The sequence below is a fragment of the Mesorhizobium sp. BAC0120 genome (genome assembly GCF_033542235.1).
Classification (GTDB): domain Bacteria; phylum Pseudomonadota; class Alphaproteobacteria; order Rhizobiales; family Rhizobiaceae; genus JAWRCU01.
The window spans coordinates 81,572-107,250 of the sequence record NZ_JAWRCU010000004.1; the positions used below are offsets into that span (position 1 = coordinate 81,572).

Sequence of the window (25,679 nt, forward strand, 5' to 3'; positions counted from 1 at the left end):
CCGCATATAGGGCGGCGCTGCCGAGGATGTTTCGTTCCCGATCGAACCGTCCCGAAATGAGAAAGTCAGACGCTGCTGCAGAGAAGGTCGGTTCGGTACTTGGCGCGGCTGGCGGCAAGGCAGGCGTTCGTCGTCATTGCGACGCAGCTGCAGCTAAATCACCTCCGCAACACCGCGCTCAGCACATCCCTCACGCCGATCGCGCCGACGAAGCGCGACTGGTCGTCGAAGAGTGCGACCGGCGCCGTCTGCGAGCGGTGCATGGCGAGCATGACGGTCTTCAGCGAGGTGCCCGGCCGCGCCCAGTAGACGTGCGGATTGTCTTCCGGCAGCTTCTCGACCTCGTCGCAGGAGGCCCAGACGGCCGGCTTGCCGTTGCGCTCGGCAGCCGTCACCAGCCCGTTTCCGTCGATTTGGAAGCGGGTGGTCTTGCGGCGGTCGAGCCAGAGCCAGCCGTCGCCGGCGCTTTCCAGGTCGCGGCGGTCGCGCATGACGTTCCAGGCGGTGAGCACCGAAAGCGGGTTCACATTGGCGATGAAGTCGCGGACATAATCGTTGGCCGGCTTCAGCACGATGTCCTCGGGCGCGCCGCTCTGGACGATGCGGCCACCCTCCATGATGGTGATCGTGTTGCCGATCTTCAGTGCTTCCTCGAGGTCATGGCTGACGAAGATGATCGTCTTCTTCAGCGTCGCCTGAAGCTGCAGGAGCTCGTCCTGCAGCTTGGTGCGGATCAGTGGGTCGAGCGCAGAGAAGGGCTCGTCCATCAGGAGGATCGGCGCCTCGGTTGCGAAGGCGCGCGCCAAGCCCACGCGCTGCTGCATGCCGCCGGAAAGCTCGTGGGCATATTTCTTTGCCCACTGGTCGAGGTGGACGAGCTTCAGCTGCTTGTCGACGCGTGCCCTGCGCTCCGCCTCGGGCATGCCGGCGAGCTCCAGGCCGAAACCGACATTTTCCTCGACCGTCCGCCACGGCAGCAAGCCGAACTGCTGGAAGACCATGGCGACAGTCTTCTGGCGCACGCGGCGCAGCGTCGCCTCGTCGCAGGTGACGACGTCGACCATCTTGCCGTTTTCGCGCACCAAGACCTGGCCGCGGGAAACGATGTTGAGCCTGTTGACTGCGCGCAGCAGCGTCGACTTGCCGGAGCCGGAGAGGCCCATCAGCACCGAAATCTCGCCCTCGTTGACGGTGAGGTTGGCACCGGCGCAGCCGAGCACGTTACCGGTTTTCTCGAGGATTTCTGTGCGCGTGGCGCCGGCGTCCACCATCTTCAGCGCCTCGCCGGCGTCGGGGCCGAAGATGATGTCGACATTCCTGAAATCGACGGCCGCGTTCATTTCACACCTCCCGTGCGGACCCGGCTTATGCGGTCAAGCACGATCGCGAGCACAACGATCGCGAGGCCGGCCTCCAGACCGAGCGGGATGTTGACCGAGTTCAGCGCTCTCACCACCGGTTTCCCAAGGCCGTTGGCGCCGATCAGGGCGGCAATGACGACCATCGACAGGCAGAGCATGATGCATTGGGTGAGCCCCGCCATGATGGTGGGGAGCGCGGACGGAAGCTCGACCTTCCAGAGCAGCTGGCGCTTGGTGGCGCCGAAGGCGGAGCCGGCCTCCAGCATGGATTTCGGCACGGTGGTGATGCCGAGATAGGTGAGCCGGATCGGGGCGGGTGCGGCAAAGATGATGGTGACGATGAGGCCCGGCGCGAGGCCGAGCCCGAACAGGATGAGCACCGGAATCAGGTAGACGAAAGTGGGCATCGTCTGCATCAGGTCGAGGATGGGCTGCAGTACGCGCCAGACCCGCTCGTTGTGGGCAGCCCAGATGCCGATCGGCACGCCGATCGCCATCGAAGCGGCGGCGGAGGCGACGACCAGCACAAGCGTCTCGACGGTCTCCTTCCAGAGGTTCTGGTTGATGATGAAGAGCAGGCCGACAAGGACCCCCAGCGCAAGCTTCCAGGATCGCTGCAGCCACCAGGCGAGCGCGGCGATCAGCACGGCCAATACGACCGCCGGGACCATCAACAGGAGGCCGATGAGCCCGTTGAGGAACCAGGTCAGGCCGTGCGCGATCGAATTGAAGAACCACTCGAAATTGGTCGTCAGGAAATCGAAGAAGGCCTTGCCCCATCGGCCGATGGGGATCTTGAAGCTGGCGATAAATGCCGAGACCGGATCCATGGCGCCCCTCCTGCGCTTACGAAAACGGCGGCCGTCCGCTCAGGGTGGCCGCCGCCTTGTTTTTGTCTTATCGAGTGACCGGAATCACAGCCCCAACGCCGACTTTACCGCAGCCGAAGCGTCGCCTCCGTCGAAGGTGGTGACGCCGGCAAGCCATGGCGTCAGCGCGTCAGGGTTCTTCTTCAGCCATGCAGTCGCCGCGGCTTTCGGCTCGGCGCTGTTGTCGAGGATGTCGCCCATGATCTCATTCTCCATCTTGAGCGAGAAGACGAGGTTCTTCAAGAACTTCCCGACGTTGGGGCATTCGGTGGCGTAGCCGGCGCGCACGTTGGTGTAGACGGTGGCGCCACCATAGTTCGGACCGAACACGTCATCGCCGCCCTCGAGATACTTCATGTCGATCTTGGTGTTCATCGGATGGGGCTCCCAGCCGAGGAAGACGACATCCTGCTTGCCCGGCACGGCTTTCTGCACCGCGGCCAGCATGCCGGCTTCTGAGCTCTCGACCAGCTCGAAGCTGCCGAGGTCGAACTTGTTTTTTGAGATCATGTCGAGGATCAGACGATTGCCGTCATTACCGGCCTCGATACCGTAGATCTTGCCGTCCAGCTTGTCTTTGAATTTGGCGATGTCCTGAAAACTCTTCAGTCCCTCGTCATAGGTGTAACTGGGCACGGCGAGCGTGTATTTCGCGCCTTCGAGATTGGCGCCCAGGACCTCTACCGATTTGTCGTCGACATAGGGCTTGCGGTCTCCTTCCATGGTCGGCATCCAATTGCCGAGGAAGACGTCGATATCCTTGTTCTTGAGCGACGTATACGTGACGGGCACCGAGAGGACCTGAACGTCCGGCGTGTAACCGAGCGCTTCGAGGATGACGGACGCAGTGCCGGTGGTCGCGGCGATGTCGGTCCAGCCGACATCGGCGAAATGCACCGCCTTGCAAGTTTCGGGCTCGGCGGCCAAAGCGGCGCCCGAGGAAAGGATTGCCGCCAAGCCCAAGGCAGAGGCGGTGAATTTCACGCGAAGCATCTGATTTCTCCCATTGTCCCGATATGCGTTGCCGCGCCCGCGGGCCGTCCCCGCATCTCACGCCAGCCAAACATCATTTTGGGGCCGATTCAAGCGGCAGATCCCGGCCGCAACGCGACGCAGGCTTTCCCTGAAGCGACATCGGCAGTGGGGCCGGGTACTCCGGCAGGCTTTTTTTCGGGGACGGTCTGGGACGTAGACTCCCGATCGGCCCGGCATTTCGCCTATAGGGTGGCGATGGCCAAGCTCTACTTCCACTACGCAACCATGAACGCCGGCAAGACGACCATGCTGCTTCAGGCGTCCTACAACTATCGCGAGCGCGGCATGACGACCATGCTGTTCGTGGCCGGCCATTACCGGAAGGGCGACCGCGGCTATATCGAATCGCGTATCGGGCTGGAGTCGGAGGCCGAGATGTTCCGAGACGGCGACGACCTCTTCGCTCGCATCGCGGAGCATCACAAGCATCTGACGGTGCATTGCGTTTTCGTCGACGAGGCCCAGTTCCTTGGGGAGGAGCAGGTGTGGCAGCTTGCCCGCGTCACCGACCGGCTCAACATCCCGGTCATGTGCTACGGGCTGAGGACCGATTTCCAGGGCAAGCTGTTTTCCGGCTCGCAGGCGCTGCTCGCGATCGCCGACGAACTGCGCGAGGTGCGCACGATCTGCCGCTGCGGCCGCAAGGCGACGATGGTCGTCAGGCTCGGTCAGGACGGCAAGGTCGCCAGGCAAGGCGAGCAAGTGGCGATCGGCAAGGCCGCCTATGTCTCGCTCTGCCGCCGTCACTGGGAGGAGGAGATGGGCCGCTTGCCTCCGGAGGACCTGGTGGGATTCGCGAATGGCTGAGCGGATAGGGCGACAGGGCAGCAAGGGGGTTGGAGGAGGCCCTTGGGGAACATCCAATTTTCCCCCATTGCCGTACTGCCCTACAGCCTTTCATCTGGGGCGCGCCGAGTAGACGCCTGCGGCCGCACCCAGCGCAATTCGCGGCGATCCGGTAGCGAAAAACGCCGGAACCAAGGGCATGGCAACCCGTTATTTTCTTGCGCCTTTCATTCCCTGTATGCCCCACATATATTCTTTCGACTTCATCTTGCCGCCTGCGGAGGAGCTCATGGCGACACTTCAGAACTTCGATTCCGAAATCGAGAAGACCAAGAAAGTCGTCGAGGAGATGCGCTCCAGGATCGACCAGTCCGGGACGGCCCTGGAGACGCTCGCCAAGGCCGACCAGCGGATCGGCGATACCGATTTCGACATCGAGAACGCCCGTATCGAGGACGTGATCAGGCAGCAGAAGGTGATGGAAGCAAACATCGCCGACCTGATCATCGGGCTCGAGGACGCGACCAACGTGTTCGGCACCGAGTTCGAGAGCATGAAGAGCTACACGGGTTGGGAGAGCTTCGTCGGCATCTTCTCGGAGGAGAGCAAGCAGAGGATGCGCACTGACCGCGTGCGCAACATGTCGCTTGCCGGCAATTTGCAGGAGCTGCTCACCAAGTCGGACACGATCGTGGGCATACTGAAGGCGCAGAAGCAGATCCTCGGCGACCGCTACAAGACGTCCGAGGCAAGCCTCTCCCAGGTGATCGAGCGGCGCAAGGCGACGATGGCGGACCTCACGGGCGTGCAGAAGCGCATCGAGGAGCTGAACCCTCTGCTCTTGGATATCGAGAACAGAATAGCGGCTTCCACCAGCCAGACCGAGCGCACCGAGCTCGAAGGCCAGCGCTCGAAGCTTGCCACCGAATACAACGAGAAACAGGCGAAGGAGCAGGAGCTGCTTGCCGCCAGCCAGACGCTGGAGCGCTACACCTCGATGTTCCAGACTTTCGTGGACTCCCTCAACAACCAGATCGCGGCGCAGAACACCCTGATCAACAAGCTCACCATCGATACCGAGCAGCGGATCGTTCTCTACAAGGCGCTGGAGGACTCATTGAAGACGGCCGCACAGCAGGATGTCGCGCACAAGATCAACACGCTTGGCTCGAAGGTCGATACCACCGCCGAGGAGACCATGGCCGGCATCGGCGCGGCCGCGCAGAAGCACATCGGCGACCTGCTCGAGCTGCATGAGAAGAACATGGTGGCCTCCGCGGATATCCAACGCCGCAAGAAGTTCGCCGACGATGCGTTTGCCCGCCGCTTCGCGGAAGTCATGCGCAAGCACAATGCGGCGGATTACGTGCAGCAGTAAGCTACTGACGGCAAGCGTTGAGTTTTTTCGCGCCCCCCTCTGTCCTGCCGGACATCTCCCCCACAAGGGGGGAGATTGGCTGCCATCTAGGGCTTCGCCAATCTCCAAACGTTGGCGATTGGCGAAATCAATGCGGCCGTCCGATCTCCCCCCTTGTGGGGGAGATGTCCGGCAGGACAGAGGGGGGCAACGTAGGGCGCCTACTTCGGAGTGCCTGCGAATGAGTGCCGACACCAACCCCGCCGAACAATATTTCTCCACGATCGCGGCAGCACTTGCCGGGCTTGAGATTTTCATGCGCGACGATCGCTCGCCGCTCTACAATCAGGGCATCGCTGCCGGGATCGTCGCCGGCTATATCGGCAGGCTCGAGAACTCCTTCTCCTGCTGGCGTAACCGTCTGGGATTTGCCGAAACCTTCAAGATCTCGCGTGCCGAGAGCGGGTTTCCCGTCTTCCAGAACCTGCTGGAGCTGGAGAATGATCGGCGCCAGGCGAACCAGCGGCTTGCCTCGATCCCCGAGCCGAACGAGTTGCGCAACGAGATGGCGGACTTCATCCTGCGCCATAAAGAGTTTCCCGCTGCGCTGCAGAAGCAAATGGCAGAGCGGCTCTATCTCGAGGCCGTCAAGGATGGGGCCATCTTCAGCCCGTTCGTGCTTGCAGAGACCGCCAAGGTTTCGGTGAACCCGAAGACCTTCCGGCCCTATTATCTGGTTCATTGGGCAAGCTTCGACGGGACGGCCAACCTGCCGCTGATCTACATGGCGACGGTGGAGGATTCGTCGGAAGCCATGGTGAACCAGCTTGTCCGGCAGGACGGCAAGCTGAACGAGCAGATCCGCATACCGCTGCCCGTGGACGGTCTGCTCAACCCCGAACTCGCCCATCGCTTCGATGATTTCACCGAGATGAACTCGGCCTATTCGCTTTCGCCGACCACGATCGCTACCAATCTCGACAAGGATTTCGAGACGCTGCACCCCAAGCAGCTGCGCCGCGTGGTGCTGGGACCGTTCTATTCTGCCGGTATCACGGAGAACAACTCGGTGGTGACGGAGGTGCTTTCCAAGGTGAGGCGGCCCGCAAACGCCTGGCTGCTCACCTGGACGATCCAGGAGGTGTTCTCCAAATCCGAGAAGCCCGGCCACCGAGGCCTGTGGTCGAGCGAAAAGGCGACGCAGGAGTTCTACATCAACACAGACGACCTCGAAGCCGCCCGGCAGGGCGTGTCGAGCTACGAGAAGCACGCTCTCATCCCGCACGAGGCCTATCAGGCGCTCTATGCGTCGGGCGAAACTGAGAAGGTGTTCGACGGCTACAAGGTGCACATCCTGTCCAAGGGGCAGGTGATCAACGACGTTTGACAAGGACGTTTGACAAGGGGGTTGTGGTATGGACACCGGGCTCACCACGATCGACGAAGCCGATATCGAAAAGCACCGCGCCATCGCGCAGAGCATGATCACGCGGCTCGTCGTGCTGGAGGGGCCTGCAAGCCAGTCCGGCACTGCACTTGCCGGAACAGGACGGCGGTTCGTGCCCACGGTCTCGACCGGCTCGGTGCGCAGGACCCATGAGGTAGAGCTTGCCAAGACCGTAGCCGCGATCCGTCCGGACGACCCGCTGATGGGGATCGCCCAGCACACGCTTCTCTATCGAGCGCGGCGCGGGCTGCAAGTGGCGCTGGCGATCGCCGCCATCTTCGCCGAGGGCACCGATCTCGAAAGCCTGCAGGCCAAGAACGCACGCGCGCCGCTCGAGGGCGACGAAGCCGCCAAGTTCAAGCAGCTTCTGTCGGCGGCCGCTTACATTTCTGCTTTCAGCTTCGCATCCTATCTGCTGCAGCTCGTCGACAGCGAAGGCGAGCCGCCCAACGACATCGACGAACCGGACTTCCTGTTCGATACCGCGCAGGACGCGGTGAAGTCGCTCGTGGCCGGGCTCGACCGGGCCCTGCTTGGAGCCAAGGATGACATCGACCTCACGACACGGGCACGCGCTTTCGCGCGGCTGGCGATCGACGGGCTGCTCCAGCGCAAAAGCCGCTTCGACGGGATCGGCAGTTTCGAAAGCGCGCATATCAGGATCGACAGGGACGACTTCACGATAGACGGCTTCGACGTCGCGCCGGGCGGGAAGACGAAGCCGCTGGTGATGAGTTTCAAGAAACCGCAAGAGGTGGTCGGCAACCATATCGCCAAATACCAGTCGGTGAAGCTTGCCAAGATGCTGATGGCTTATGATTTCCAGCGCGAGCTGAACCCGTTCGTGGAGCTCGGCGGCTTCCTCTTCACCTTCATCGGCGACGGCGCACCCGGCACCGGCAAGACGACGCTGATCCAGATGATCGCGGGTTTGGTCAACGACTACTGCCAGGTGGCCGGCTACCCGTTTCACTACGAGAATTTCGGGGTTGACCAGATCTCGTCCTACCAGGGCAAGTCCGGCCAGAACTGCCGGCAATTCATCAACAACGTCCTCAATCCGCGCGCGATCGGCTTCGGCACCATCGACGATATCGATCAGGTTGCGGCGAGGCGCTCGGACGACCGTGCCTCGGCCGGCCAGCAGGAGATCACCGGCGTCCTGATGGACGCGTTCGGGGGCGCCGGAACGGTCGTGCGCGGCAACTCCAGCTTTGGCATGTTCTCCAACTATCCGGAAAATGTCGATGATGCGCTGAGACAAAGAGCCGGCGCGCGCTGGCTGGTCGACGGGCCACAGACGCTCGAAGATTATGTCGACATCTTCGTGCTGCTCGCAGGCGCCAACCACAAGATACCGCTCGGGGACCACAAGCTCTATGCCGCGCAGGAGATCAAGCGCGCCGTGGCGGAAGCCTATGAGGAGCACGCGAAGCCCAAGGAGGAGGGCATGCAGAGGGTTTATGAGCGCTTCCTGAATGAGCAGGGCGAGCCGAAGACCATGGCCGATGTTGGCGCCTATCTGCACATGATCAAGGAGGCCGAGCCGCGCTTCACCGGCCGCGCCATCAAGAACGTCACCGACGCCATCAAGATGCGCGCGATGGACATCGAACTCCCGGACGAATGGTTCGAGAAGCCCGAGAATTTCATGGCAAAGAGCTACGACGAGAAGAAGGCCATGATCGAGGAGCTGCGCGGGCCGTTCTCGATGGCCATGGTGATGCAGGAGATCAACCGTTACGCCGACAGCGAGTTCCGCTACTCCGACCGGGCGGATGGTGCGGCGATGCAGAAGATGGTGCGTGATGCGAGGCTGAGGGAGCGGGCGGCGCGGGAAATCGAGGGGATGAAGGCGAGGGGGGAGTGGGGTTAGCTCTCTTCTCCCCGTTTACGGGGAGAAGGTGCCGGCAGGCGGATGAGGGGCAGCGCGATGCGTGGAGGTAATGCGAAAAGGACGGGGCGAGCTCGTGAGTTGCGAAGGCTCGAAAACGAGGCGGAGGAACGACTGTGGTCCGATCTGCGCGGCCGGCGTCTCAACGGATATAAATTCGTTCGGCAGTTGCCGATAGGGCCGTATTTTGCCGATTTCGCATGCCGTGAGGCCAATCTGGTTGTTGAAGTGGATGGATCGCAACATGTCGGAAGCAAACGTGATCTCATCAGAGACGGGACGATGAGCGGAAATGGATGGTCGGTGCTTCGGTTCTGGCACACGGACATTCTTCAGGAACGGGACAGCGTTCTGGAGACTATCGTGGCGGCCCTCGATGGCCGTCTGACGAAAAAGATGATCGCAACGGACGTCAAATTCATGCCTTCAAGAGTGGTCGAGGAATAATGGCAAGCGTTGGCGCCGCCCCTCATCCGCCCTTCGGGCACCTTCTCCCCGTGAACGGGGAAAAGGAAAGGTAGAGCTATGAACCTCCTGCGCGACAACGCGCTGATCTACGGTCGGCTGCTGACCATCACCGAGCCGCATCTGATCGAGCGCTACAACAAGGCGCTCGTCGCCTTCGGGCTGCAGCCGACCAGGCTCGCCTCCTTCGGTATCGACCGCACCGGTTTCTCGCCCGAGATCGCGGAGGAGCTCGGCGATTACCAGTATCTCGATCCCAACGAGGTGAACCGGCGCTTCATCATCCTGACCCCGGACCAGGTCGATCTGCCGGTCGTGCATACCGCGTTCTCCAACACCGGCAAGCTGCTCTACGAGTTCTTCACGAGCAACAGCCGGGCAATAGATGCGCTCACCATCAAGGACGTGATCTATGGCGAGATCGAGGATTCAGTCGCCAAGGTCGAGGACATCGAGGACCTGCTCACCATCAACCAGGTCGAGTTCCGGGTGCTCTCGGCCGAGGACGTGCTCGGCAAGGCCGCCGAGCTTGCGACGCTGACCGATCGCCTGAAGCGCGAGCCCGACGCCTGGCGCGACGACGAGATGCTTCAGCGCATGGTGGTGCTTGCGAAAGTCTGCGGCGACATACGCGAGAACGCGCTGGTGCCGGACCAGGTGATCTTCCGTCACAACGCTTTCTGGACCAGCCATTTCGGCGGCACCTATGTTTTCGTCGATCGCGACGTGACGACCGTGGTCGCCGACCCGTCCGCGCCCGGCTTCCGGCGCTCACGGCCGTGGCAGGTAAGCTATATCGCAGCCAGCGATACGGAGCGCGTGTTCCGCTTCCTCGCCGAGACAGGCCGCATCGAACTGCCGCGGGCTTCATGGCTCGAAAGGTCGGGCTATCTCGAGCATCGCGCCGAGATGACGATCCGCGCACTGATCCGCGACAACGACCCCGGCGCCGACCTCACCGGGGCGGACAAGGTGTGGCTGCAGACCTGGATCGCGCGCCATGCCGACCTGATCACTGAGGATGGCGTCTTCCCCTTCCTCAATGCCACCAAGCGGGAAGTCGCGCAGACCGGCCGCGTCGAACTGGACGAGATTTCGCCGCAACACCGCTTCCTGATCGTGCGCGCCAGGCCGGACCATCCGGACGCGTGGCTGACGAACCGGCTTATTTCGGATTTCGTGCCATCCGACTTCGTGTCGCGCTACGTGTTCAACAAGCAGACCTTCTACAAGGAATATGAAGGCTGCAGCGAAGCGTGGCGGCGGCAGGTTGTGGCCGTTTTGAAATCCACTTATCTGAAGGACAAGGCTGCGTTTCGCGCCCGCCTCTATGGGCTCACGGATTGAACCAAGGCCGGCAAGCAGATGAAGGCAAAGCTCAAGGGATGGGAAGTCGATGCTTGATCCGATCGTGAATTTCTTCACCTGGGCCTTCCAGATGATCGGTCGCGGCATCGGCTTCCTCGTCGGGATCCTCCTGTGGCCGTTCATGTGGGCCGGCCGCTGGTACACGAAACGCGGCTGGATCCTGAAGAGCATCCTCGGCGCCGCGGTCGTCGTACTGATCGGGCTCTACGGCTATTTCTTCTGGACCACGCAGGTGTGGACCAACTTCAACCCCGACTATCCCGACGCCTATAAATTCGAGTCACGCGGGGTATCGGCCGGCGAGCAGCTGAATGCCGGCGCGGCCTCGAGCACGGCCAAGACCTGCGGACGCTCCGGCATCGCCGACGTGGCGGCCGACCTGACGGACTTCAACGTCAACCAGAACCCCTGGGTGTCGTCGATGATCCTCTACAAGCTCGGCTTCTTCGGCCTCGACTGGGACAAGACGCCATTCTTCGATAACAAGGCCTCGTTTCAGCGCGGCATCAACCAGGCGGTACGCCGCACGTTGACCGAGCTCGCCGACAATCTCGGCCGCGTTCGCGGCACCTCGCAGATCGACAACAACTTGCAGAGCGCCCGCGGCAACATCCAGTTCGACGAGGAAACCTGGTATTTCGGCTTCAACCCGTTCGGTCCCAAGACGCCAACCCCGAGCTACTACCGGTCGGCCATCAAGGACCTGCGCACCTTCAACAATCAGCTGCAGGCATGCAACACCGTCTTCGACGCGCGTGCCGACAATTTGATCCAGTATCTCGACCGGGTGGCGAGTGACCTGGGCTCGACCACGGCCATCCTGAAGGATCGCGCCGAGAACCACAGCAGCGGCTGGTTCGACATGCGCGCGGACGATCGCTTCTGGTTCGCCTATGGCCAGCTCTACGGCTATTACGGGCTGATGTCGGCTGCCCGCGCCGACTTCGAGCAGGTCATCACGGAGCGGCACCTCGAGAACTTGTGGCAGACGATGGAAGATCAGTTCAAGTCGGCGCTGCGCATCCAGCCGGTCATCGTCTCGAATGGAAGCGAAGGCGGCTGGATCATGCCGAGCCACCTCACCACGATCGGCTTCTACATCCTGAGGGTCCGGACGAACATGGTCGACATCAGCAACGTGTTGTCGAGATAGTGAATGGTGAATAGTGAATAGGGAACGGGCGATCGCCTCTCCAGGTTCTGCCTCTATTCACCATTTCACCATTCACCACTCACTCGCTTCAGCGTCGCAATTCGTGCATTGCGCGCCTGTTTTAAGACGGCGCCAATTTGACCGCTCGGGCTCTATGCGCGCCGGGAGGAGCGGCTGGCCGCTGCTTCAATTGCGACATTCCAGTTCTCGTCTTCCAGTTTGGGGAGCCCTCATGGCCGAAGTGAAATCCGACATCGAGATCGCGCGCGCGGCGAAGAAGAAGCCGATCATGGAAATTGGCGCCAAGCTCGGCATCCCGCCTGAGCACATGCTGCCATATGGCCACGACAAGGCGAAGATCACAGCCGACTTCATCGCCTCCAAGAGGAACGGCAAGGATGGCAGGCTGATCCTGGTGACGGCGATCAACCCGACCCCGGCGGGGGAGGGCAAGACAACGACCACGGTCGGCCTGGGCGACGGGCTCAACCGCATCGGCAAGAAGGCGGTCGTCTGCATCCGTGAGGCGTCCCTCGGTCCCAATTTCGGGATGAAGGGCGGTGCGGCCGGCGGCGGCATGGCTCAAGTCGTTCCGATGGAGGACATGAACCTCCATTTCACTGGCGACTTCCACGCCATCACCACGGCCCACAATTTGCTGTCGGCGCTCATCGACAACCACATCTACTGGGGCAACGAGCTTGGCATCGACACGCGACGGGTCACCTGGCGTCGTGTGATGGACATGAACGACCGGGCGTTGCGCCAGATTGTCTGCTCTCTGGGCGGCGTCGCCAATGGCTTTCCGCGCGAGGCCGGCTTCGATATCACCGTCGCCTCCGAAGTGATGGCTATCCTGTGCCTGGCGACGGATCTCAAAGACCTGCAGAAGCGGCTCGGCGACATCATCGTCGCCTACCGGCGCGACAAGAGCGCGGTCTACGCGCGCGACCTCAAGGCCGACGGTGCGATGGCGGTGCTCTTGAAGGATGCCATGCAGCCGAACCTCGTGCAGACGCTGGAAAACAACCCGGCCTTCGTGCATGGCGGGCCATTCGCCAACATTGCGCATGGCTGCAATTCGGTGATGGCGACGACGACCGCCCTCAAGCTTGGCGACTATGTGGTGACCGAAGCCGGCTTCGGCGCGGATCTTGGGGCAGAGAAGTTCTTCGACATCAAGTGCCGCAAGGCCGGTCTGAAGCCGGCGGCTGCCGTCATCGTCGCGACCGTCCGCGCCTTGAAGATGAATGGCGGGGTGAAGAAGGAGGATCTCGGCCAGGAGAATGTCGGGGCGGTCAAGAAAGGTTGCGCCAATCTGGGCCGGCATATCGAGAACGTCCGCCAGTTCGGCGTGCCGGCAGTGGTCGCCATCAACCATTTCCATTCGGATACCGACGCCGAGATCCGGGCGATGAAGGATTTTGTTGCCTCAATGGGCGAGGAAGCGATCGTATGCCGACATTGGGCACAGGGTTCGGCCGGCATCGAGGAGCTCGCGCACAAGGTCGTTGCCCTCGCAGAGAGTGGCGCGTCTCAGTTCGCACCTCTCTATGCTGAGGAGATGCCGCTCTTCGACAAGATCAATACGATCGTGAAGCGCATCTACCGCGGCTCGGAGGCAATCGCCGACAAGGCAGTGCGCGACCAGCTGCATCAATGGGAGACAGCGGGTTACGGCCACTTGCCGGTCTGCATGGCCAAGACCCAGTATTCGTTCACCACCGACCCGAACGTGCGCGGCGCGCCGACCGACCATGTCGTGCCGGTGCGTGAGGTAAGGCTTGCTGCGGGCGCCGGTTTCGTCGTGGCGATCTGCGGCGAGATCATGACGATGCCGGGGCTGCCCAAGTCGCCGTCATCCGAAAAGATATTCCTCAACGAGCAGGGTTATATCGAAGGCCTGTTCTGACGGGCTGCGCGGACGACCGGAAGGAAGTCCGCGCTGCAGAGGTCTGCCTCGACCCAAAAATCAGAACGCTCGAAATGACTCAAGCGGCCGAAGGCCCGGGGTCGTCAGGAACGGGCTTCTCGAAGGGATCGTCCGCGACAATGGCGCTCGGCAGGGCGTCGGCGTCATAGACCAGTCGCGGGCGCCGGCCACGGCTGCGCTCATGCGCCAGCGTCCGGCTGGCTGCCTCGGGTTGGAACAACACCTGCTCGACACTTAGCATCTCGGTTTCGCCATCGACCGTCGTCACCGTGATCGACTGGCCTTCGGCCAGGCCAAGGAGCGCCAGGCCGCGCAGCGTAGTGAGTGGAAGCACAAAACCGACCAGGCCATTGAGCCGGCTTTGGCTTACGATCCTGGTCTCGGGTGCGGCATTGCCGACACGGTAGCTGACACGGCTGTTGAGCGTGACGATCCCTGCCGGGACGTCCTCGCGGAATATGACGGTGGCGTGGTCGAGCTTGCGGCGGATCAGCTGCGTCAGCGCAGCCTCCTGCCCGCGATCGAGCATGACCTCGAGTATCGTGAAGTCCTTCGTCGTGAGAAGGCAGCGTTCGTTTTCCAGCATGTCGGTCTCCAGCGACAGGCCTCATCGCGGCCGTCGGTTGCAGTCTCGTGGCGTTGCAGCCCCTGCGACGGTGATGCCGAAGGCATTCCGTCACAGGGGCAGCGATCCTGCGATGAGACTTCCTGCATGGAGAACGAGCCGGCTCACGGCAGCACGGCCTCGGGGGAATGCACGGCAAGGACGGTCAGCTCGTGGCTGCGGCCGTCCCGGGCCGTCCAGGCCATCGACTGGCCGGGGGAGAGGCCGATCAACGCCACGCCGACAGGCGTGGCGACCGAGATGCGGGCCTGGTCGATATCCGCGTTGCCCGGGTAAACGAGCGTGACAGTGCGGGGCTCGTCGCCGTCCGGCTGATAGGTAACGACGGAGCCCATCCGCACGACGTTCCCGGCGACAGCATCATCCGTAACGACGCGGGCACGTTCGAGCTCGCCGAACATGGTGTCGGAGAGCTCCGGGTTACGCTCGGCCAAGGCCGCAGCCAAAGCCAGCAGGCGGGCGCTCTCGGTTTTCGCAATGGTGATTTGCGGCTTACGCCGTATTTTCGTGGTCATAGGTATATTCCTGTCAATGCATGACGCCCTCCCTTGGAGGGATCGCCTTGCTCGAAATGTGGGGAAATTGGCGCGCTATTTGGGGACTTGGCCCCGCTCGACTTTTGCCTGTGTGCACCCGCGGCCCGGGCGCGCGCAGCACCGAGCCGGGGTCAGGATCCCGCGATGGGACAAACCCGGAACAGAATGTATTCGATGGAACGACGCTGTGCCATTGCTCGAAGGTGGGTTACCCGGAGACGGAAGTCAAGCTGTGGTGCGTCGTACGTTTTCGGCGTGCTGCTGGCGCATCGGGACGAAAAGCTGCACAGCGGTTTCCGGAACGATCCGATGCGTAACAAAAAGGTAGATCGGCCTGGCGATCCAGCTTGAATCTAGGCCGCACTGGTGAGTGGCACCCAGATCTCGCACAGGCCAAATATCAGCCGGAACATATTTTTCAAAGAGCAGTTTCATAGACGAGGGACACTTCAGAAGATCGAGGAGTCTATTATGAAACATATCTTGCTCAGAACAACGATGGCGCTTGCTCTCAGTGTGGCGGGGGGAGCTGCTTTGGCGCAAACGCAGCAGCCGAACGCGGGAACCGATCAGTCTACCGGTGCCACCATGCCCAAGGCCGAAGGCCAGACGGGCGAATCCATGATGCCCAAGAAGAAGCGTGCCGGTGACACCACTGCGCCAAAGACCGAGGGCCAGGCCGGCGACACCACATCGCCTAAGACCGAGGGTCAGGCGGGGAACAACATGGCGCCCAAGACCGAGGGTCAGGCCAGCGAAACCACAACGCCGAAGACGGAGGGCCAGGCGGGCAACAACATGGCGCCCAAGACACAGGGGCAGGCTAGTGAGAGTACGACGCCCAAGACAGAAGGCCAGGCTCAGGCTCCCGCTACCAACAATGAAACAACCGGCGCCATCGGCAAGGTCAACGTGACGGCCCAACAGAAAACGGAAATCAGACACATAATCACGCAGACGAAGGTGGAACCCGCCCACGTCGATTTCGATGTTACGGTCGGTGCCACTGTTCCGCACACGGTGAAAATCCATCGTCTTCCGCAGCGCATCGTGAAGCTTGTGCCTGCGTATGAGAGCTACGAGTACTTCGTCCTCGCGGATGGCAGGATCGTAATCGTCGACCCGGACTCGCTGAAGGTCGTCGCGGTCCTGGAGGCGTAACTGCCAGCTGACGATCAGGACAGGCCGCCGCGAAGGCGGCCTGCCATCGGCTTGTTGCAAGCCTTTGGCGAGGGCCGGATGAATGCGGGCGAGATCATTCACACTGCCCTTGCTGGGCAGCACGAACCCGTCCGAAAGCCTGCAATTCGCTGACCTTCGGTTTCCCTAAAACTTCTGCCCGAGCTTGCTCAGTGCCCCTTTGCAGGTCCCCGACAGGGATGACGCGTGCGATACGAGGCACTGCACGGCGCGCCCTTGACCGGGCGCGACACCGCTGCACCTCTGCCTGTAATCGGTGCCGCATGCCCTGCGCATAAGAGCGATTTCCTGGCCAGGCTTAAGGACGACGATCACCGGGCCTTTTGCGGCCGGCGACGTGGGTTTGGGTGCTGCGGCGGCCGCCGGGGCCGGTGCAGCAGGTGCGGTGGCGTCCTTGGGAGCTGCCGTCGATGTGCTGCCGGTGGCGGCTTGGACGGCCTGCTGGCAGGACTGCGAAAGCTTTGCAAGATTTTTCTCGAGACATTGGAGGGCCGCCGACCCGCCGGTCGGAACGCTTGCGCAATAGCTGCGGTAGTCGCTCTGGCATGACGAGCGTATCGCTTGCTGCTGCGCCTGCGTCGGAGCGGCCTGGAGGGCCGAAATGCCGAGGCAAAGTGCAACGGGCGCGACCGCCAGCATCGGCCAAAAGGCATGCAGGGTCTTCATCATCTCCTCCTTTGAAGCCGCAATTTCTGCTATTCGGAAGAACTGCGCTCGCAAATGCCCTGAATATGGGAGGCACGGCGCGCTCCATGACCAATTCGGCGTCGCAGCGGCAGCGCTATTTTAGAATAAGCTCATTTAAGTCGAGGCGCCAGAGCTCAGCAGTTCGCTCACTCCCAGCGAACGCTACCCCCTGGTGTGCAACGCAAGATCCATTGAGATTGCGCAAAGCCAGCTTCACATGGAAAGCAGCAATCCTTTCGCCGGAGAAGAACCATGCATATTGATCGCCGCTTTCGGGAACTTGTCGGCACTGAGCTGCCGATCGTGCTTGCGCCGATGGCCGGGCCCGGGACGCCGGAGCTTGCCATAGCGGTCGCGGAGGCGGGCGGGCTCGGTTCCCTGCCTTGCGCCATGCTTGGCGACGACCAGATCCGGGCAGGCCTTGGCATCATCAGGCAACGAACCTCGCGGCCGATCAACCTCAATTTCTTCTGTCACAAGCCCGCCCGGCCCGATGCGACCCGCGAGGCCGAATGGCGGCGTTTGCTCGAGCCCTATTACATCGAGCTCGGGCTCGACACCAAGGCCGAAGCGCCCAGCTCGAACCGCAAGAGTTTCGACAGCGAGCTCTGTTCGCTCGTCGAAGAGCTCAGGCCGGAGATCGTGAGCTTCCATTTCGGCCTGCCCGAGGAGGCACTGCTTGGGAGGGTGAAGGCAGCCGGCGCCAAGGTGATATCCTCGGCGACAACGGTCGCGGAAGCAAAATGGCTGGAAAGCAGGGGCTGCGATGCCATCATCGCTCAAGGTGCCGAAGCAGGCGGCCATCGCGGCATGTTCCTCACGAGCGAGATCGACACACAGTCGGGGACCATGGCGCTCGTCCCGCAGGTCGTCGATGCGGTGTCGGTGCCGGTTATCGCCGCGGGCGGCATCGCCGACAGCCGCGGCATCGTCGCGGCGCTGGCGCTCGGCGCCTCGGCGGTGCAGATCGGAACTGCCTATCTATTTTGCCCTGAGGCCAAGGTGCCGCCAGTCCATCAGGCGGCACTGAGAAACGAAGCAGCCGATAACACGGCTCTGACCAACATCTTCACCGGCCGGCCCGCGCGCGGCATCGTCAACCGACTGATGCGGGAGCTCGGCCCGATGTCCCGCAAGGCACCGGAGTTTCCGCTGGCGGGCGGGCCCCTCTCGCCTTTGCGCGCAGCAAGCGAGCCGAACGGCTCAGGGGATTTCATGTCGCTATGGTCGGGCCAGGGCGCACCGCTGGCGGTCGAGCTGCCAGCGGGCGAACTGACCCGGAAGCTGTGGGCCGAAGCGATGGGACAGCTCGGACCGGAATAGGCGCTGATCGTCGGGCGGTGTCGCCGCCCACGGAACCGCTGCAGCCGAACAGGGTTGTTGCGCAATGGACGACAAAATGGCCGGCAATACCGGCGGGAGCTCGAAAGGAACGCCGACCGGCTTCTCGCTTATCGAGCCGATGGAGGCTCGGCTGGTCGACGCTCTCCCCGAAGGGCCGGGCTGGCAGTTCGAGCCGAAATGGGACGGCTTTCGCTGCGTCGCCTACCGCTCGGGGGACATGGTCGATATGCGCGCCAAATCCGGGAAACCGCTTGGGCGGTACTTCCCGGAGATGCTGGACGCGATCCGATCGCTGCCAGGCAGCGATTTCATCGTCGACGGTGAGCTGGTAATCCCGCAGGGCGATACGCTGTCGTTCGATGCGCTGCAGATGCGGCTCCATCCGGCCGAGAGCCGCATTCGCAAGCTGGCGCATGAGACGCCGTCCGTCTTCATTCTGTTCGATCTGTTGCGTGTGGGGCGATCCCGAGATTTGATGCATAAACCGCTCGCTCGCCGGCGTGCCGAGCTGGAGCGGCTCTTCACGAAAATTGACAAGGCCGCGCCGTTCCGGCTGTCGCCTTTTACTCGCGAACGCGACGAAGCCGAAGCCTGGCTCCAGCGGGCGGGTGGGGCGCTGGACGGTGTCATGGCCAAGCGTATTGATCGCCCCTACGAGAGCGGTGAGCGGGCCATGCTCAAGGTGAAACGCATGCGCACCGCGGATTGTGTGGTGGGCGGCTTTCGCTACGGCTCCGACAGCCCGCTCGTCGGGTCGCTGCTGCTCGGGCTCTTCGACAGCCAGGGTCTGCTCGACCATGTCGGCTTCACCTCGACGATTTTGGCTGAGGACCGTGAGCCTCTGACCCGCAAGCTGGAGGCGCTGAAAGGGCCGCCGGGCTTCACCGGCCGGGCGCCCGGCGGCCCGAGTCGCTGGTCGACAGAACGCTCCGGGGAATGGGAGCCGCTGCGCCACGAGCTGGTCGTGGAGGTGCGCTATGATCAGGTCACCGGCGACCGGTTCCGGCATGGAACGAAGCTTCTGCGATGGCGGCCTGACAAGGCGCCGGGTCAGTGCACCTTCGATCAGCTCGAACGCGAAGCACGGCCCGGCAAGCTGATTGGTGAGGCGATCGAAATGCGGGCGTGACGGGGCCGCAACTTCGCCACCACGTCAGGACTGCATTTCGACACTGGCACAAGCGAAAGCGTCATCGGAAATCTGTCTGGCCTTCGAAGGCCCCGCTACAACACTGCAAAAGCGAGGACCTCATGCAGAAATCCATCGAGAGGATTGCCGGCGACACCGATGGCATCTCCTACGAGTTTCCGGTTTACAGGATCGAAGGCAGGGTGCCCGGCACGCCGTCGGTCTATATGCAGGCGGCGATACACGGCGGAGAACTGCCGGGCGTGGTAGCCATCCATGCGCTGATGCCGAAGCTCAGGGCGGCTGAAGCGGAAGGGCGCATCCGCGGCGATCTCACCATCGTCCCCGCGGCGAATCCGATCGGCCGCTCGCAATATCTCTACGGTGATCACTTCGGCCGATTCCATCTCGGCACGCGAGTCAACTTCAATCGCGAGTTTCCGCTGCTCGACCGCCCTGATGCTGCGCTGATCCCTTCCGACGAGCGGCTCGCAACAGCCGACCGGCGGCTCAAGGCCCGTTTGCTCAGGCTCGCCTTGGAGCATGAGATCGTGCTCGACCTTCACTGCGACGACGAGGGCGTGCCCTATTTCTACGTGCCCGCGGCACTTTGGCCGGCGATGGCCGACTGCGCGGCGGCGTTTGGCGCTGAAGCCGTGCTCACCTGGCAGAATGCGGCCGATGGCGCGTTCGAGGAAGCCGCGATTCATCCATATCTGGCTTTGGATGCCGAGGCACTTGCGCGCCGCGCCGTCACCACGGTCGAGCTGCGCGGCATCGCGGATGTCGAGCGAGGCTATGCCGAGCGCGATGCAGAAGGGCTCTATCGGCTGCTTGTCGCGCGCGGCGTCATCGAGGACAGGACCGTAGCGCCGGCCGGCCCGTTCGGTGGTGTGGTCGCGCCGCTCGACAATGTCGAGATGGTGAAGACGCCCAAGGCCGGAGCTGCGCTCTATGACGTGAAACCCGGCGACCGCGTCAAGGAAGGCGATCGCCTCGCGACCATCGTGCACGCGCCGGGCGAGCCGGACGGAGCCGTCGAGGTATTTGCTCCGCAATCCGGCTATATCATCACCCGCCGCGCAACCCGGACGCTCAGGGCAGGCGAGGATCTGCTGAAGCTCGTTGGCGACAGGCCGAGCACCATGGTGAAGAAGTCGGGGTCGCTGGAGGAGTAGGGGGAGGGAGTTTGGCAATCGGCCAGCTGCAATTCTCGACGTTGGAGATTGGGCGAGACGTTTGAGCAGCGTGCCCCCTTCTCCCACAAGGGGGCGAAGGGGGAGCGCTGCATTTTGCGTCTCTGCCAATCAGAGGCGCATTTTGCAAAGAAGGCGCCAGATCGCAGGGCGCATTTTACAGAGAATGCAACGATTTCACTCGGCCGCCAACGCCTTCAACCTCGCCACCTCCGCCTCCAGCTCCGCGATGCGTCTTTCCCGCAGGGCCAGCGCGGTCGCGACGTCGGCTGCCTCGAAGCGCTGCGGGATGTGCTGGTTGCAATTCGCGTCCCAGGCCGTGACCGTGAACAGGATCACCTGCTCGCCGCGCGCCCGGTAGCCTTGCGGCATCAGCCGCGCCAGCAGTTCGGTGTCGCCTTCCACGACCCTTGCCTCTCCCCAGATTTTCACGCGGCGGCGGTTCATGTAGTCGATCAGGAAGAGGTGCGCCTTCGGATTGTCGTCGAGGTTGCCGGAAGTGATGTATTGCCGGTTGCCGGAAAAGTCGGCGAAGGCGATGGTTTTCTCGTCAAGCACGTGCAGGAAGCCGGGTGGCCCCCCGCGATGCTGGACATAGGGCTGGCCGCCAGCATTGGCGGTTGCCAGGAAAACGCTCACCTGTTCGCCGATGAAGGTGGCGAGGTCAGCCGTGATCGCGGTACGCCAGCCGCCCCGCCGCTCCATCGAGGCATAGCCGTCGCGCGAGCCTTTGCGCGTCTGGATTGCCTTCACAGTCTGCGTGAAGGCCACGTCGCTGGAATAAGCAGGGGAGGCGTCCACCGCGATCTCCTTTAGAGGCCGAGCTCGCTGAGCCCCGGGTGGTCATCCGGGCGGAGGCCGAGCGGCCAATGGAATTTCCGATCGGCTTCCTTGATGGGCAGGTCGTTGATCGAGGCGATGCGCAGCCGCATCAGGCCTTCATCGTCGAACTCCCAGTTTTCGTTGCCGTAGCTGCGGAACCAGCTGCCTGCGTCGTCGTGCCATTCATAGGCGAAACGCACGGCGATGCGGTTCTCGCGGAAGGTCCAGACCTCCTTAATCAAACGATAGTCGAGCTCGCGATTCCATTTGCGGATCAGGAAGGCTTCGATGGCTTCGCGTCCTTGCAGGAATTCGGCCCGGTTCCGCCATCGGCTATCCACCGTATAGGCGAGCGCAACCTTGGCAGGATCGCGTGTGTTCCAGGCATCTTCGGCCAACCGCGCCTTCTGGGTGGCAGTCTCGTCAGTGAAAGGGGGAAAGGGCGGGCGAGTCATGGTGTGCTCCTTGTCGGCTGTTGAAGGGGCGATTTTCGCAGCGGCTGCCAACGATAGGCAATCGGGAGCCCCTGTCGGCCGAACAAACACAAGTTAGGAGTTTCCAAATTCGTGGGGCATAGGGCAAAGTCGGGAAGCATCCTCTCAAAAACAGGAAGGATCCATGGATCGGTTACTGGCCATGCGCGTGTTGTCGGCCGTGGTCGATACGGGCAGCTTCTCAGCGGGGTCACGCAAGGTCGGGCTCCCGCTCGCTACGGTCAGCCGCCGAATCGCTGAGCTCGAGGCGTATCTCGGAGTGCGGCTCGTCAACCGGACAAGCCGCAGGCTCGACCTGACCGAAGCCGGCCACGACTATCTGGCGGCGGCGCGGCGCATCCTCGATGACGTTGCGGAGGCGGAGCGCATCGCGAGCGGCGAATATGCGGCGCCGAGAGGTGAGCTTGTCGTCACGGCACTTGCTCGTCTTCGGAAGGCTGCATGTCTTGCCGGTCGTCGTGGAATTCCTGAGGGCCTATCCCGAGGTCGATATCCGGCTGATGCTGAACGATCGCAACCTCAGCCTTGCCGAAGACCAGGTCGATCTTGCCATACGCATCGGCGAACTGCCCGACAGCGGCCTGGTTGCGACCCGTATCGGAGCGATCAGCCGCATCGTCTGCGGCAGCCCGGCATATCTTGCGGCACGAGGCAGGCCGACCGCCCCTGCCGATCTCGCCGGGCATGACTGCGTGACGTTCGACAGCCTCATGCAGGCGGACCGCTGGTTCTTCCGCCAAGGCAATTCGGAAATCGTAGCATCGATTCGCTCACGGTTGTCGGTCAATACAGCGGAAGCGGCGATCGACGCGGCCGTAGCCGGAATTGGGCTGACGCGTGTGCTTGCCTATCAGGCGGCGGCTGCGCTCGCGAAAGGCGAATTGGAGATCGTGCTTGCGGAGTTCCAGCCGCCGCCTGCGCCGGTGAGCATGGTCCATACAGGCGGCAGGCTCCTGCCGCGCAAGGTGCGCGCTTTTCTCGACGTCGCCGTGCCTAAGCTGCGTGCGACAATCGCTAAGTTACCTTCGTAGCGGTTATGGCATCAGCTGGCCGCCGTTCACCTCGATCACCTGGCCGGTGATGTATCCGGAAAGCAGGTCAGACGAGAGGAAGAGATAGGCGCCGACGCAGTCCTCGGCCGTGCCGGCTCGCCCCTGCGGGATCATCGCGACCGCTGCTCTGATCTGCTCGGGCGTTGAATAGCGCTCGTGAAAGGGCGTAAGGATCACGCCCGGCGACACTGCGTTCACCCTGATGCCGAAGCCGATCAACTCCTTGGCGAGGCCTCGCGTCACGTTGGAAACGAAGGCTTTGGCCGAGCCGTAAACGCCGGCGCCGTTTCCGGCGCCGGTGCGGGCCGCGATCGAGGACGTGTTGATGATGAAGCCGCCCTGCTTCTTCAGCCACGGGATCGCGACGCGGCAGGCGGTGATCACCGAGCGTCCATTGAGGTCCATCACGCGGTCATACTGCTCGTCGGTCATTTCCGAATAGGGAACACGGCCGAGCATGCCGCCGGCATTGTTCACCAGCCCGTCAAGGCGGCCGAAGTGTTGCGCTGTCTCCTCGACGACGCGGGTCACGTCGGCCGAGACCGAGAAGTCGCCCTGTGTCAGGAATACATCGCCGCCGGAACCGCGGATCTCCTCAGCGAGCTGCTCGGCGGCCTCACGGCTTGCGTTATAGTGAAGACCGACTTTGCTGTCCTGCGCCGCATAGGCGCGCACGAGCGCCGCGCCTATGCCGGTGGATGCGCCGGTGACAAGCACTGCCTTGTCGGCAAGATCGGGAATCGAGAGGGGTGCGTTTGAAGGCATTGGGCAGCTCCGCGAAATTGTCAGAGTCAAGCCTTTCCTACGAGCCAAGCCATCGGAGCTTCAAGAGGTTTGGCGAGCAATATCGGTGAGAATGCGGCCTGTCTGCGCGCAAGGGGTGTGGTACCATCCCATTCAGACGCCAAACAAACTGCCACGCCGGAGTTTCGATGACGTATTTGTTTGCATTGCTGATCGGCATCATAGCCGGGTTGCGAGCGATGACTGCGCCGGCTGCGGTAAGCTGGGCCGCCCATCTCGGCTGGCTGCCCGTAAACGCCACCTGGGCGTGGTTCATGGGGCATTGGCTGGCGCCCTGGATTTTTACTCTCCTCGCCATCGTCGAGCTGATTAACGACCAGCGGCCTGGCACACCGAGCCGCACCGTACCTGTCCAGTTCGGTGCGCGCATCGTGACCGGTGCGCTCTCCGGCGCGACCATCGGCGCGTCGGCCGGCCTCACCATCGGCGGCTTGATCGCCGGCGTGATCGGGGCGGTTATCGGCACATATGGCGGCTATGAAGCGAGGAAGAGCCTTGTGGCTTCGACCGGGGGTCGCGACCTGCCGGTCGCTCTTGCAGAGGATGCGGTCGCCGTGCTGGGCGCGCTGTTGGTCGTGAGTTGGTTGTGATGACACGCAAATTCGATGCGATCGTCGTGGGGGCAGGGCAGGCGGGACCGTCGCTCACGGGGCGGCTGACGGCGGCAGGCATGACCGTCGCCATGATCGAGCGCAAGCTGTTCGGCGGTACCTGCGTGAATACCGGCTGCACGCCGACCAAGACCTTGATCGCCAACGCCTACGCCGCGCATCTCGCAAGACATGGCGCCGACTACGGTGTGGCTACCGGGCCGATCGCTATAGACATGAAGAAGGTGAAGGCGCGTGCGGACGAGGTTTCCGGCAGTTCGCGCCGCAGCCTCGAAAACTGGCTCGACAACATGGAGCGCTGCACCGTCTTCCGCGGCCACGCCCGGTTCGAGGGCCCGAAGACGATGAGCGTCAACGGCGAGCTGATCGAGGCAGAGCGCATCTTCCTCAATGTCGGCGGGCGAGCCAGCGTGCCCGAGCTGCCGGGGCTCGACCAGATCGACTACCTCACCAATTCCTCGGTGCTCGAACTCGACACGCTGCCCCGCCATCTCGTCATCCTCGGCGGCAGCTATATCGGTCTGGAGTTCGCACAGATGTACCGCCGTTTCGGCGCGGAGGTGACGGTGATCGAGCGCGATGCACGCCTGATCGGCCGCGAGGACGAGGATGTCTCTGCTGCGATCAAGGAGATCCTCGAAGGCGAAGGGATTGTCATCCATCTCGGCGCCAACGACGTTCGCTTCTCCAAGAGAGGAAGCGAATTCGCCGTGCAGCCGCGCGCCGGCGCAGCCGAGATCGTGGGCTCGCACCTCCTGCTCGCGATCGGAAGGCGGCCGAATACCGACGATCTCGGCCTCGACAAGGCCGGCGTGAAGATCGACCGTCGAGGCTATATCGAGGTCGACGACCAGCTCAGCACGAATGTCCCCGGCATTTGGGCGCTCGGCGACTGCAACGGCAAGGGCGCTTTCACCCATACGTCCTATAATGATTTCGAGATTGTAGCGGCGAACCTGCTCGACAATGACCCGCGCCGCGTCAGCAACCGTATTCCGACCTATGCGCTTTTCATCGACCCGCCGCTTGGCCGTGCCGGGATGACGGAGGCCGCTGTGAAGAAGTCCGGCAGGAAGGCGTTGATCGGCACGATGCCGATGACAAGCGTGTCGCGCGCCATCGAGAAGGGCGACACGCGCGGCTTCATGAAGGTGATGGTCGACGCCGAGACCAAGGAGATCCTCGGCGCGGCCATCCTCGGCACCGGCGGCGACGAGGTCATCCACTCGATCCTCGACGTGATGGCGGCCAAGGCACCCTACACCGCGATATCCAGGACCATGCACATCCACCCGACGGTGTCTGAGCTGGTGCCCACGATGCTCGGGGAGATGAAGGAGCTGGCGTGAGGCGCATATTTTTGATCCGATCGCGCCTTCTGGAGGACCCCTCATCCGTCTCGGCGCTGCGCGCCGAGCCACCTTCTCCCACAAGGGGCGAAGGGGGAGCTTGGCATTTAGGTCGCCGCAAAATCTCGAACCTCGCCGATCAGCCGAGACGCAAATGCAGCG

General features: G+C 62.7%; 23 protein-coding genes and 1 pseudogene. 15 read left to right on the plus strand and 9 right to left on the minus strand.

Annotated features, from left to right (window positions below):
• Window positions 1-158: 158 nt before the first annotated feature.
• The 3 genes from choV to SAZ10_RS10785 form a co-directional block, all read right to left on the minus strand.
• Complete coding sequence (gene choV, locus SAZ10_RS10775) at window positions 159-1,340, minus strand: choline ABC transporter ATP-binding protein (RefSeq protein ID WP_318609215.1); 1,182 nt, start codon at window positions 1,338-1,340, stop codon at window positions 159-161.
• Complete coding sequence (choW, locus tag SAZ10_RS10780) at window positions 1,337-2,191, minus strand: choline ABC transporter permease subunit (protein WP_318609216.1); 855 nt, start codon at window positions 2,189-2,191, stop codon at window positions 1,337-1,339. Before choW ends, choV begins: the two co-directional genes overlap by 4 nt.
• A gap of 84 nt (window positions 2,192-2,275) precedes the next feature.
• The gene (locus SAZ10_RS10785) at window positions 2,276-3,223 is read right to left on the minus strand and encodes a choline ABC transporter substrate-binding protein (protein ID WP_318609217.1); all 948 of its coding nucleotides are present in this window, start codon (window positions 3,221-3,223) and stop codon (window positions 2,276-2,278) included.
• Window positions 3,224-3,460: 237 nt separating this feature from the next.
• Here SAZ10_RS10785 and SAZ10_RS10790 point away from each other — a divergent pair, with 237 nt between their 5' ends.
• The 8 genes from SAZ10_RS10790 to SAZ10_RS10825 all read left to right on the plus strand — a co-directional run bounded on the left by SAZ10_RS10790 (window position 3,461) and on the right by SAZ10_RS10825 (window position 13,647).
• The gene (locus SAZ10_RS10790; RefSeq protein ID WP_318609218.1) at window positions 3,461-4,072 is read left to right on the plus strand and encodes a thymidine kinase; all 612 of its coding nucleotides are present in this window, start codon (window positions 3,461-3,463) and stop codon (window positions 4,070-4,072) included.
• Window positions 4,073-4,340: 268 nt separating this feature from the next.
• Window positions 4,341-5,429, plus strand: a complete 1,089-nt coding sequence (locus tag SAZ10_RS10795; protein WP_318609219.1) for a hypothetical protein — start codon at window positions 4,341-4,343, stop codon at window positions 5,427-5,429.
• 220 nt (window positions 5,430-5,649) lie between these two features.
• Window positions 5,650-6,795: a hypothetical protein gene (locus SAZ10_RS10800; RefSeq protein WP_318609220.1), complete on the plus strand. Its 1,146-nt coding sequence runs from the start codon at window positions 5,650-5,652 to the stop codon at window positions 6,793-6,795.
• Window positions 6,796-6,823: 28 nt separating this feature from the next.
• Window positions 6,824-8,731, plus strand: coding sequence for an AAA family ATPase (locus tag SAZ10_RS10805; RefSeq protein ID WP_318609221.1), 1,908 nt, complete (start codon window positions 6,824-6,826; stop codon window positions 8,729-8,731).
• Window positions 8,732-8,788: 57 nt separating this feature from the next.
• Window positions 8,789-9,196, plus strand: a complete 408-nt coding sequence (locus tag SAZ10_RS10810) for an endonuclease domain-containing protein (protein WP_318609630.1) — start codon at window positions 8,789-8,791, stop codon at window positions 9,194-9,196.
• Between the two features lie 78 nt (window positions 9,197-9,274).
• The gene (locus SAZ10_RS10815; protein WP_318609222.1) at window positions 9,275-10,561 is read left to right on the plus strand and encodes a DUF6638 family protein; all 1,287 of its coding nucleotides are present in this window, start codon (window positions 9,275-9,277) and stop codon (window positions 10,559-10,561) included.
• 49 nt (window positions 10,562-10,610) lie between these two features.
• Window positions 10,611-11,735 carry a DUF2333 family protein gene (locus tag SAZ10_RS10820; protein ID WP_318609223.1) on the plus strand — a complete coding sequence of 375 codons (1,125 nt, stop codon included), beginning with the start codon at window positions 10,611-10,613 and terminating at the stop codon, window positions 11,733-11,735.
• Window positions 11,736-11,967: 232 nt separating this feature from the next.
• Complete coding sequence (locus SAZ10_RS10825; protein ID WP_318609224.1) at window positions 11,968-13,647, plus strand: formate--tetrahydrofolate ligase; 1,680 nt, start codon at window positions 11,968-11,970, stop codon at window positions 13,645-13,647.
• 79 nt (window positions 13,648-13,726) lie between these two features.
• Here SAZ10_RS10825 and SAZ10_RS10830 read toward each other — a convergent pair whose 3' ends face one another.
• Window positions 13,727-14,254: a nucleoside-diphosphate kinase gene (locus SAZ10_RS10830; RefSeq protein WP_318609225.1), complete on the minus strand. Its 528-nt coding sequence runs from the start codon at window positions 14,252-14,254 to the stop codon at window positions 13,727-13,729.
• 143 nt (window positions 14,255-14,397) lie between these two features.
• A complete protein-coding gene (gene rnk, locus SAZ10_RS10835) occupies window positions 14,398-14,808 on the minus strand; it encodes a nucleoside diphosphate kinase regulator (RefSeq protein ID WP_318609226.1) in 411 nt (136 codons plus the stop codon).
• A gap of 492 nt (window positions 14,809-15,300) precedes the next feature.
• Between rnk and SAZ10_RS10840 the strand changes: the two genes are divergently transcribed.
• Window positions 15,301-15,990 (plus strand): DUF1236 domain-containing protein, encoded by a 690-nt coding sequence (locus tag SAZ10_RS10840; protein WP_318609227.1) that lies wholly within the window; start codon window positions 15,301-15,303, stop codon window positions 15,988-15,990.
• Window positions 15,991-16,155: 165 nt separating this feature from the next.
• Here SAZ10_RS10840 and SAZ10_RS10845 read toward each other — a convergent pair whose 3' ends face one another.
• Entirely contained in the window at window positions 16,156-16,698 is a 543-nt protein-coding gene (locus SAZ10_RS10845) for a hypothetical protein (RefSeq protein ID WP_318609228.1), read from the minus strand.
• 270 nt (window positions 16,699-16,968) lie between these two features.
• Between SAZ10_RS10845 and SAZ10_RS10850 the strand changes: the two genes are divergently transcribed.
• The 3 genes from SAZ10_RS10850 (at window position 16,969) to SAZ10_RS10860 (ending at window position 20,367) form a co-directional block, all read left to right on the plus strand.
• A complete protein-coding gene (locus SAZ10_RS10850; protein WP_318609229.1) occupies window positions 16,969-18,039 on the plus strand; it encodes a nitronate monooxygenase in 1,071 nt (356 codons plus the stop codon).
• Between the two features lie 76 nt (window positions 18,040-18,115).
• Complete coding sequence (locus SAZ10_RS10855) at window positions 18,116-19,189, plus strand: ATP-dependent DNA ligase (RefSeq protein WP_412535206.1); 1,074 nt, start codon at window positions 18,116-18,118, stop codon at window positions 19,187-19,189.
• Window positions 19,190-19,311: 122 nt separating this feature from the next.
• On the plus strand, window positions 19,312-20,367 hold the full coding sequence (locus tag SAZ10_RS10860) for a succinylglutamate desuccinylase/aspartoacylase family protein (RefSeq protein WP_318609230.1): 1,056 nt from the start codon (window positions 19,312-19,314) through the stop codon (window positions 20,365-20,367).
• A 195-nt stretch (window positions 20,368-20,562) separates the two neighbouring features.
• On the opposite strand, the gene SAZ10_RS10865 is transcribed toward SAZ10_RS10860, so the two are convergent.
• Window positions 20,563-21,186 carry a pyridoxamine 5'-phosphate oxidase family protein gene (locus SAZ10_RS10865; protein ID WP_318609231.1) on the minus strand — a complete coding sequence of 208 codons (624 nt, stop codon included), beginning with the start codon at window positions 21,184-21,186 and terminating at the stop codon, window positions 20,563-20,565.
• Between the two features lie 11 nt (window positions 21,187-21,197).
• Window positions 21,198-21,662, minus strand: a complete 465-nt coding sequence (locus SAZ10_RS10870; protein WP_318609232.1) for a nuclear transport factor 2 family protein — start codon at window positions 21,660-21,662, stop codon at window positions 21,198-21,200.
• Window positions 21,663-21,825: 163 nt separating this feature from the next.
• Here SAZ10_RS10870 and SAZ10_RS10875 point away from each other — a divergent pair.
• A pseudogene (locus tag SAZ10_RS10875) lies at window positions 21,826-22,732 on the plus strand (LysR substrate-binding domain-containing protein).
• 3 nt (window positions 22,733-22,735) lie between these two features.
• Here the strand turns inward: SAZ10_RS10875 and SAZ10_RS10880 are convergent.
• Window positions 22,736-23,518 (minus strand): SDR family NAD(P)-dependent oxidoreductase, encoded by a 783-nt coding sequence (locus tag SAZ10_RS10880; RefSeq protein ID WP_318609233.1) that lies wholly within the window; start codon window positions 23,516-23,518, stop codon window positions 22,736-22,738.
• 167 nt (window positions 23,519-23,685) lie between these two features.
• Here SAZ10_RS10880 and SAZ10_RS10885 point away from each other — a divergent pair, with 167 nt between their 5' ends.
• Entirely contained in the window at window positions 23,686-24,147 is a 462-nt protein-coding gene (locus tag SAZ10_RS10885; RefSeq protein ID WP_318609234.1) for a DUF4126 family protein, read from the plus strand.
• A complete protein-coding gene (locus SAZ10_RS10890; RefSeq protein WP_318609235.1) occupies window positions 24,147-25,517 on the plus strand; it encodes an FAD-containing oxidoreductase in 1,371 nt (456 codons plus the stop codon). Before SAZ10_RS10885 ends, SAZ10_RS10890 begins: the two co-directional genes overlap by 1 nt.
• The last annotated feature ends 162 nt before the right edge of the window (window positions 25,518-25,679 follow it).